This is a genomic window from Acetobacter sp. DsW_54 (genome assembly GCF_002153575.1).
GTDB classification, from domain to species: Bacteria; Pseudomonadota; Alphaproteobacteria; order Acetobacterales; family Acetobacteraceae; genus Acetobacter; species Acetobacter fabarum.
On the sequence record NZ_JOPD01000034.1, the window covers coordinates 1 to 9,764 of the forward strand.

Here is a 9,764-nt window from a genome sequence, read left to right on the forward strand (position 1 = left end):
TACCATAGGGTTCATCCTCCGAGAGTTTTACTCTCCGGTAAAACCGGGGCAGTTCAAAGGCAGCATGTCCCGGTCGATGAAGCGTGAACGCCTCGTCGTCCGATCGCGCAATTTCCACTGAACAAAGGGTCATCCAGCGATGATCACGCCATCGTGATAACGCCCCATTTTAAACCCCACCTACGCTGGAGTTTCAGTCCCATTTGCATCCTATACGCATCCTGCACGTGGAGCAAAAACGCCAAAGGCCGCCCAATTGACGTACTAAGTGTTTGATATTAAACGGAATTTCTGGTTGCGGGGCAGGATTGGTTCTCAACTTGCGGCAACCACAAGTTGAGAACGAATCGGGTCTAACAGGCTGTTTTAATGAACTTTTTTCAGCACACGCATGATCTCTTACTGAAATAAATACCCCCTGCCCTCCTAAAGCGTGGAGCTTATGCATCCAGAGCTATGTCCGCTTCCGCCTCATGTCGGACATTCGAGCGTTTATGGTGGTCCCCTGAAAGCGGACATTTGGCTTCTGCCCAATGTGCCCTCTCTGTCAGATCATCTCAGCACCCTCTCTATGAAGGCCCGGTCAGTCCGGCGACGAGCCAGCACTTTCTCAGGTGTCAGTTCGGCTTGAAGAACCTCAAGCTCGCTGCGGGTTCCACCGACTATCCACTGCCTCGCCATCTCTACCGATGCGTCGTTGTACATCTTTACAACGCGATGATGTTGAGGTCCGGCTGGTCCGACCCTGAGCGACATCGTCGATCGGTTCGCTTGATCAGGCGGCATGCCAAGTAGAAGTGCGCGTGGCGCTAGTGGCATTGCGACCATGTCTACGTTGCGGGTCGTGAAATCAGCGAATGGTCGCTCGCTGATCAGGAGCGGCGCGGGCAGATCGTAGATAACCAAGAACTCCCACGTCGAGAATTTCTTGAACTTGTGACCGATCGAGTTGAGGACGTTTGCAACGGCCGCCTCATGCCGCGAGCCGGTCGTCGGCTCCATCACAGACGTTGCCATGTACATTCCGTATGCGCTGCGGCTACCGAGCGCTATGCAGGCGCGGATCGCCTGGTTGATCATTTTTTGGTCGGTGAAGCTCTTGAGTGCACCAGTTGCGGCACTAAGCGCGAAAAGCGCCAGTCCGTTCTCGTCGATCGAGAACCAATCCTCCAGCGCGTCATCTCGTTCGCCGTTCGGGCGCTGGGGGACGTAGAGATAGTCGGTTATGGCGAAAGCTGCCTCCTTCCCCTTCTCGAACTTCAGCACGCCGCTGGAAAGATCAATGTAGTGAGCGCCTTCATGATCGGCTTCACTGCCCAACCAGTTCTTCAGAATTCCCTTCGGCACCTCATGATTGCGCCGCTTCACGATCTTTCCTGACATCCGTCCCCCTGCCCCTTGACCTGCCTGTCCGCTCAGTGATGAAGGAGCAGACAGGCGGCTATCGCCCTCTTCTCAGACATACAATCATGATCTTAAGGTAACGAAAGCCAACCCGATTTCGTGATATTAGAGTTGTCATATCAAAATCATTGCCATTGAACTGATATGGAAAACACTTCTTTGAAAGAAAAAATACGTGCCATCACAATATATGTTAGTTTTGAATCACAAATCCAATCCAATCGTTTTCGATGGTGAATATATTCCATCCTCCCTGACCATTAGATTCCCAATGCTCTAAAAACTGACCTTCTGTAGAAAAAACAACAAACCCGTTTTCCTGATGTTGAACAGAAAATTTCGACCATTTTAAATCAAAATCAAAAACTAAAGAAACATTGTCATCAGCATAAATAACAAAACCATATCTATCTGCGGAGGTATCATATAAGTATTTTAATCCAAGTGCGTTATTAAATTTCGGATTTATTTTCGAGTTAAACTTAGGATTTATACTTGAATTAAATTTCGGATTAATATTGCTGTTGAATTTCGGATTAATCTTGCTGTTGAACTTCGGATTAATCTTGCTGTTGAACTCTGGATTGATCTTGCTGTTGAACTTCGGATTAATCTTGCTGTTGAATTTCGGATTGATCTTGCTGTTGAACTTCGGATTGATCTTGCTGTTAAGCTTTGGATCCTTTTGCCTCGAGGAATTATTCCTACTGTTAAGATTATTAATGCTTTCATAGCTATCCAAGATGGCTATATCTGCCAGAAGCGCAAAATCTTCCCCATCTTTTTCAAAAAAATTTATAAAAACTTGTACATTATTTAAATAATAAACAAATATTATCGGTTGCGTGGGGATAGCCATTACAGATGGATTATTTATTATTTGCTCTTTTGTCGAATTTTCAATTTTTGAAAATGCAATTTTTACTTGCGACAACGCATCCGCCGAGAGAAGATTTAATTTTTCACTGAATTGAGGGGAAACAAGAGTCTTCATTTCAATATCTTTTTCACTTGCGCCATAGCATCTTCGAAAGATTGTGTATCACCTTTTGCGATTTTCGATCTAGCAGCTTCAATATGCGCTGGTATAAGCTGACTTCTGGCATAAGCTACACAATAATCCGCTTCCTTAAACTGTAAAACATCTTTTTCGTACAGAAAAAGATGTCTATTAAAGAAGTATGTTAGAACTAAAAAAATAATAATATGTAAAAAGACTTAGTCGCATAAAAAGATGTCCAGCTTATTTTATTATTGACAGTCATTTCTGTTACTAAAAAATTTGAAAAAATACCCACTCCCAGAGAGAGGGATAACGGTACAGCAGTCCTTGCCCCCGGAGACAAATATACACGATGTAAAAAGGCAGTAATCACTTAATGCTCATCTGTTTTTGCAAAATTTATAAAAGAGGCCATCTTCGCCAATTTAAAACCCTAAAATAAATATTTCTATTGAACCAGATAATCTTGATTTATATGGTTACCTATCATTTACAATAATCTATTAGCTGAAAAAGCTATGATATTCGCTTTCGAAGGTCAAGCTTTACAGAGCAGACCTTCCGCTTCCCCCCCTAATCTGCCTGTCCGCATCAGTGATGCAGGAGCAGACAGGCGGCAGTCGCCCTCAGGTCGGACATTCTGCGCGTGTCTTTACTTTCCGCATAGCGGACATGAGCAGTTTGTCTCCTCCTCGCGACCGAGTCGATCGATTACGGCATGGCAAGTTCCGGGCAGCGACAAGGAATAGCGGCCCTGCGTCAGCGCACGATACCCCGGGCCGATGTCGACTAGATACCGGCAATCCCCGATTGCAGTGCCGACTTCCGATTCCGCAGAGCGAACGATCAGGAATACATCGTGTCTTGACCTAATTCCGCTGAAGGGCATGATAAGTAAGATACTGCGTGGGGTAAGAATGAAATTCGATATCGAAGGCCGGATACGCAACATGCGGCTCCCTGATGGGCGGACCGCGCTCCTCTACGCTGTATACGAAGCCGTCATGAACGGAATTCAGGCTATCGAGGAGCGACTTGCTGAAACCTCCGATGGTCCACCCGGGGCCATTTCTGTGAAGGTCTCTAAGAATTCAGATAGTGCCATCGAGGACGTCGTCATTCACGACAACGGTATCGGATTGAACGAACGACATCTGGAATCCTTCAATATTTGCGATACGATGGAGAAAGCGCAAATTGGGGGTCGAGGCGTCGGTCGTCTGGTCTGGCTGAAAGCATTCAAACGTATTGATGTTCGCAGCACCTATCGTCTGGACGGTTGTAATCATTCCTTATCGTTTCGATTTCGGCCAGAATTAGATGATTCTCGCGAGGATCTGACCCGCTTGGCATCGCAGGATACTACTCAAGGAACTACAATCTCACTACTCGACGCGAAAGAAGAGGATAAGAAATTATCGATGGCTCTGCTTGCGCGCAGCCTTTGCCATCATTTTTTTCCTTTTTTTATCGCTGGGAGCATGCCACAGCTTATCGTGCGGATGGGAAAGCGCGAGGTAAATGTCGGCCAGTATCTCAGCACTAGATTAAGCGTCGAGCGTTCAGAAGACGTTCATGTTTCGGACGCAATTGGGCTTGTTAACATCACCCATGTCTATGTGGATCCGAAAATCGCCCGTGAACTCTCGAATTCTATCCTGCTGACCGCGCAAGGGCGCGTTGTGCAAAGTATTGAAATCGAGAAAAAATTTGCGCTCAAAGGTCTTGAGAATAAAAAAGCTTATGCCTGCGTGATTCGAGGGGCATTTTTGGATGAGAGAGTCGATCAGGAGCGCACGAGTTTCAAAGCAAGAGAGGACGAAATTGAAGCCATCAAGGATGCTGCGCTAGCCTCCGCAGAGAGTTTCTTGTCGTTTCATATCGAGGGTATCAGAACTGAACAGAAGAGGCTTGTCGTTAATCTTCTCGAAGAGCACCCTCAATTGGCGATCTCAGTCGATAATGTCGATGCATATGTTGCGGAACTTTCCCCGAGCATGTCCGACGAAGATATAGCCAAAACTCTTTTCACCCTTCTCTACCGGCATGAGAAGAAGGTCCGCGCTCAGATCCGCCGGATGGAGCATGATGAACCCGAGCCTAGGCCAGGCGCGGATACGGCCGTCGAAATGCTGCTACAAAAGGTAAGCGACGACGCTAAACTCCGTTTGGCGGAATATACGATAAAACGACACCAGATTATTCAGATCGCGCGTTCTATGCTCAAATATTCTGATCCGAAGAAGCGTTCTTATGAACTTGAACGATCGATTCATGAGTTTATATGCCCCATGGGCAAAATGCTTTCCTCAAAAAATTATTCCGAGCATAATCTTTGGCTCATCGACGATCTTCTTTCCTATTATCAGTTTTTCGCATCCGACAAGACTTTATCTTCCTTGGGCATCAAAGGTGAAAACAAAGAGCCTGATCTTCTTTTTCTCAATCCATTTGGCTTTCGCCGCGAAGGTACAAATGATCCTGTTGTGATCATCGAGTTTAAGCGTCCAGGTGACGAGACACTGAGCAGCGATCCAATCGACCAAGTTCTCGGCTATATCGAGAAACTTCGCGGAAAAACCGTGAGAGATATCGACGGCGAGATTATGAATGAGATAGGGCAAACGACGCCCTTCGAATGCATCGTAATCTGCGATCTTAGTGAGGGTGCGAAGAGCAAATTGAGGCGCAGTGTTGCGCAACACCCGACACCCGACGGGCTTGGCTTCTATGGTTTCTCGCCGAACCACAACGCCTCCATCCGAGTAATCAGTTACAAAAAACTGTTTAGAGATGCCGAACTCAGAAACAAAAGTTTCTTTGATCACCTCGGCCTTCTTCCGGAAGATGTCAACCGATCGATCTCGGCATCACTTTCGAGAAATCCAATCGATATTGACGATCCAGTAACCGATTCATGATTTGATAAAATTTAACAGAATAAAGCTCGCCAACGTCACTTTCCTTCAGAAACAAACGTTCGATGGTGCATGCGAGAGACCCAGACCTAGCTCGTCAGGTCAGTCGTAGCCACCTTCCCCACAAAGAGCAGGTTCTTGGATCAATGACCTGATGGTAAGAGGCGCTGAGATTAGGCGCGTAGGTGTCGCAGACGTCGACCATATGAATGACCGTTTTTTACTCATTGTTCCGCATAGCGGACATTCCGTTTGCCCCCCATAGTTGCCATCAGACGCTTCTGTCTTTCCCCCACTGTGCACATCGTCCCACCAGCAGATAGAGCGCCGGGGTCGTGAACATTGTCTGGACCTGACTGACCAGCAGGCCACCAATCAACGCGATGCCCAGCGGCTGGCGCAGTTCCATGCCGTAACCGCCCATCAGCACCAGTGGCAGCGCGCCAAGAGCGGCAGCAAAGGTGGTCATGACAATTGGCCGCAGGCGCAGCAGGCATGCCTCGCGAATGGCATCCCGTGGCGTCATGCCGCGTTCGCGCTCGGCATGGATGGCGAAATCCACCAGCAGGATCGCGTTCTTCAGCGAGATGCCGGTGAGCAGCAGCATGGCGATCACCGCCATGCCCGAGAACGGCAGGCCGAACAGGTCGAGCGCCATGACCGCCCCGATCCCGGCCGAGGGAATGGTGGAAAGAATGGTGAGCGGATGCCACACACTTTCATAGAGCATGCCCAGCGTGATCCACACCGCCAGGATGGCCGCCATAATCAGGATCTCGCTGTCATGGGTGCTTTTACCCAGATCACCCTCATCACTCTGCAATTCCCCCGTGATGCTCTCCGGCAGATGCAGGCTGCGCCATTCCTGATTGATGACGGATTGCGCCTGTGACAGACTGACGCCGGGAGCGAGCTCCAGCGCCAGCGAGGCGGAACTGGCATAGCCGATATGGGTGACCGCCACTGGGTCGAGACTAGGGGCAATGCGAGCCACGACCGACAGTGGCACCAGCGTTTCCGCCCCGGTCGCTACAGCCGAACCGGTTGAAGCATTCGCCCCGCCCGCCAGAGAATTGGCAATCTGGTTCCTGAATGCCGTCGCACCGGTTGAGGTTGTGGTGCTGGCTGTCGCCGATGTCACCACCCGAATGGTGTTCGACGCCGAACTACCGGAAGCAGACCCACCGGACGGACTGACCCAGAACTGCTTCAGGATTTCAGGATCACGCTGGAAGCGGTGTTCCACGGTCAGCACCACGTTATACTGCCCGTGTGTGGTGTAGACGACCGAGGCCGTGGTCTGGCCAAGCGCATCGGACAGGGTATTGCCGATCACCTGTGGCGTAACACCGACACGGGCGGCGGTATCACGGTCGATTGCCAGCGTGATACCCTGCCCCGGCGGATCGACATCCGGGTCCATGTCCCTGAATTCGGGACGATGCCGCAGGGCTTTCGCCAGCCTGCGTGTCGCCGGTCCCAGCAGCCGGTCATCCTCGCTGCGCAGGATGTAGCTCACCCCGCTGCTGTTCGACCCCACCCGCATCATGATGTTGCCGGGCGCCTGCGCGTGATATTCGGCGTGAATGTCTTTCCCCATGCGCGCCACCACACGGGCCGCCACTTCCGTTCCCGATGCCCGCCCGGTGGACAGGTCGCGCAAGGTTGCGAACACCATGCCGTGGCTAGAGCCTTCCCCGGTATCGAGATAGGCGATGACATGGCTGACGGCCGGGTCTTCCATCAGCACCCTGCTGAACCGCTCCAGCCGCGCCTTGGTCTGAGCAAGTGAACTGCCACTCCCCCGCGACCCGCCCGAGACAATGCCGATATCCTGACGCGGGAACACGACCTTTGGCATACGGGTGAACAGAACTACGCCGACCAGCAGGGTCAGCGGCAGCAGCAACGCGGTCTTGCCGGGATGGCTCAGGCAGACACCCAGGGTGCGACGATATAGGCTGCCGCTGTGTTTTTCATGATCCAGAAAAGCTGCGGCATCCACTTCTGGATGAACGGCGGTTCTGTTTTCGGCAAAGCGCATGCACAGCGCCGTCAGACACGGCGTCACCACACAGGACAGGACCAGCGACACCGTGACAGTGATCCCCACTGTGCCCGCGAACTCCCGGAACAGCCGTCCCGTCAGACCGGGGGCAAAACCGATGGGCAGGAACACCGCCAGCACCGAGACGGTAATGGACAGCAGCGTGAACGCCACCTCGCTGGCACCGACAATGGCGGCCTCGTCAACGGACAGACCGCGCTCACGCATGCGGATGATGTTCTCGATCACCACAATGGCGTCATCCACCACCAGTCCCGTGACCACCGTCAGCGCCATGAGCGAGAGATTGTCCAGCCCGAACCCCGCCAGATGCATTGGGCCGAGACTGGCGACCAGGCAGCACGGCACGATGATCGCCGCCGCGACCGAGGCGGTCCATGAGCGCAGGAACACCCAGACCACGACCAGCGCCAGCCCGCAGGACGCCAGCAGCGTCACCAGCGTATGGTGCAGGGAAGAGCGGATCACGGCCGAGCCATCCCGCGCCACCGCAATATCCGCCCCCGGCGGCATCAGTGTCCGCAACTGTGGCTGTCGCGCTTTTACCGCATCAACAATGCCGACCAGATTGGCCTCCGGCTGGGCACGCACCATCAGGGTCAACGCCGGCTTTCCATCAAAGAACGCGGCGGCGTTCACGTCCTGCATGCTGTCGGTGACGGTCGCGACGTCACGCAGCCGGATAGGGCGTCCGTTCTTGTAGGCGATGACCATATCCCGGTAGGCTGCGGCATGGTCGGCCTGATCGTTCACGGCCAACTGGTAGCGCTGCCCGGCCATATCGATCACACCCTTTGGCGTATGGGCATTGGCCGAAGCCAGAGCTGCGCGCAGGTTCTCGAACCCCATGCCGTATTTGAAGAACAGCAGCGGGTTCATCTCCACCCGCACGGCGGGCGCGGAACTGCCCATGAGCGTCACATCCCCCACCCCCGGCACCTGCAGCAGCATGGGCCGCAGGGTGGTGTTCACCAGATCATACAGGCGGGACATGGGTTGCATGCCCGGTGTCACTGCAAGGATCAGCACCGGCGTCGCATTGGGGTTGGCGCGATGGTAGCTCGGGTCCGACCCCGGTGTGGTCGGCAGATCGTGTCGGGCTGCCCTTATCGCGGCTTCCACATCGCGCGCGGCCCCATTGAGGTCACGCCCCAGCTCAAACCCCAGCGAGATGGAGGTCTCGCCCCGCGTGGACGTGGACTGCATCTGCGTCACACCGGCGATATTGCCCAGATGGCGTTCCAGCGGGGCGGCCACCGTGCGGGCCATGACCTCGGGCGAGCCGCCTGCGTTGGAGGCGGAGACCGAGATCACCGGCAGGTCGACATCGGGCAGGTCGGAGACCGGCAGATGGGGCAGCGCCATCAGCCCGGACAGCACGGCGGAGAGCAGCAGCAGGAGGGTCGCCACCGGACGACGGACAAACCAGGCGATGAATTTCAAGGAAGATGTCCCGTCCCTGCGGGAGGGCTCACTCTATTAGACGATCGATGCAGGTGTTTTTTCAAAGGAGCACGCAAAAATATTCGTCTTCTTTCAGCGGGCTTTCAAAGCTTACCCGGCAGACGACGTAACAGTGATGGCCGCCCCCTGCACGGCCAGTCCGTGCTCGGCGGCCACCCGGCGCAACAACGTCGCCACTTCCGGTGCGTGACACGCGATCTTCCGTCCCGTCCCCGCTTCCACAAAGGTAATCGCGAGCGCTGCCCTCGGCTCCGGAGCCACACTGTAGAGCCATTGCCGGTCCGGCGTGACATCACGACGCAGGATGCCCCGCTCCAGAAACAGATTCAGATTGCGCTGGATAGACCCCTGTGAGGGAACGTGTCCCTGCTCCATGATCCTGCCCAGTGTTTTCCAGATTTCCACCGCCGTCGCACGTGGTCCTGCTTCCAGAATGCCGTGAAACAGGATGCGCCGCAGATCGGTCATTTTGATGCCGGCCTCTTCGCTGCGTTCTTCCAAGCTGCGCACGGCGCTGCGGCTGGCGCCCATGCCGGGACGGATTTCATTCAGGGATGGTGAAGAACGGCGATGTTCGGAGAAGGCAAGCATGGGTTTGATCCTGTCACGATCATAGAAAGGGAATGGGAGCCTGAACGGAAAAAATCTCAGTTTCCGCCAGCGTGGATATAGAACTCGACGGGGACCGTCAGGGTGATGGGATCCCCCGCGACACTGTCCGGCGGGATGGGCAGCGGCTGAGCGCGTTTGGGGAGAGCCACCGCCTCCTGATCCAGCAGCGGATGGCCGGAGGAGCTGGCCAGCGTGACCGAAAGCACATGGCCCTTGCGGTCCATGGAGAAGGTCACAGTCTGAGCTGCCCCGGTTTTACCGGAGAGTAAAACTCTCGGAGGATGAACCCTATGGT

Annotated in this window: 6 protein-coding genes; 1 reads left to right on the forward strand and 5 read right to left on the reverse strand. The window is 53.6% G+C overall.

The genetic code is table 11. The annotated features are described in order from the left end of the window. Nucleotides 1-552: 552 nt before the first annotated feature. Both HK20_RS11660 and HK20_RS11665 read right to left on the reverse strand, forming a co-directional pair. Nucleotides 553-1,368, reverse strand: coding sequence for a hypothetical protein (locus HK20_RS11660; RefSeq protein ID WP_143296502.1), 816 nt, complete (start codon nt 1,366-1,368; stop codon nt 553-555). 229 nt (nt 1,369-1,597) lie between these two features. Further along, a complete protein-coding gene (locus HK20_RS11665) occupies nt 1,598-2,398 on the reverse strand; it encodes a hypothetical protein (RefSeq protein WP_143296503.1) in 801 nt (266 codons plus the stop codon). A 926-nt stretch (nt 2,399-3,324) separates the two neighbouring features. Here HK20_RS11665 and HK20_RS11670 point away from each other — a divergent pair. Next, nucleotides 3,325-5,328: an ATP-binding protein gene (locus tag HK20_RS11670; protein ID WP_158093065.1), complete on the forward strand. Its 2,004-nt coding sequence runs from the start codon at nt 3,325-3,327 to the stop codon at nt 5,326-5,328. 268 nt (nt 5,329-5,596) lie between these two features. Here the strand turns inward: HK20_RS11670 and HK20_RS11675 are convergent, their stop codons facing one another. The 3 genes from HK20_RS11675 to HK20_RS11685 all read right to left on the reverse strand — a co-directional run. Further along, the gene (locus HK20_RS11675; protein ID WP_086647220.1) at nt 5,597-8,836 is read right to left on the reverse strand and encodes an efflux RND transporter permease subunit; all 3,240 of its coding nucleotides are present in this window, start codon (nt 8,834-8,836) and stop codon (nt 5,597-5,599) included. A gap of 111 nt (nt 8,837-8,947) precedes the next feature. Continuing rightward, on the reverse strand, nt 8,948-9,448 hold the full coding sequence (locus HK20_RS11680) for a Fur family transcriptional regulator (protein WP_086647221.1): 501 nt from the start codon (nt 9,446-9,448) through the stop codon (nt 8,948-8,950). Nucleotides 9,449-9,504: 56 nt separating this feature from the next. Beyond that, nucleotides 9,505-9,764: energy transducer TonB (locus HK20_RS11685; RefSeq protein WP_233129199.1), on the reverse strand; the 260-nt coding region annotated here is incomplete at its 5' end.

What these genes read in the sequence shown, in the direction of transcription:
- HK20_RS11665 (WP_143296503.1), bottom strand. Translation starts at nt 2,398, where the DNA reads ATGAAGACTCTTGTTTCCCCTCAATTCAGTGAAAAATTAAATCTTCTC.
- HK20_RS11670 (WP_158093065.1), top strand. Translation starts at nt 3,325, where the DNA reads ATGAAATTCGATATCGAAGGCCGGATACGCAACATGCGGCTCCCTGAT.
- HK20_RS11680 (WP_086647221.1), bottom strand. Translation starts at nt 9,448, where the DNA reads ATGCTTGCCTTCTCCGAACATCGCCGTTCTTCACCATCCCTGAATGAA.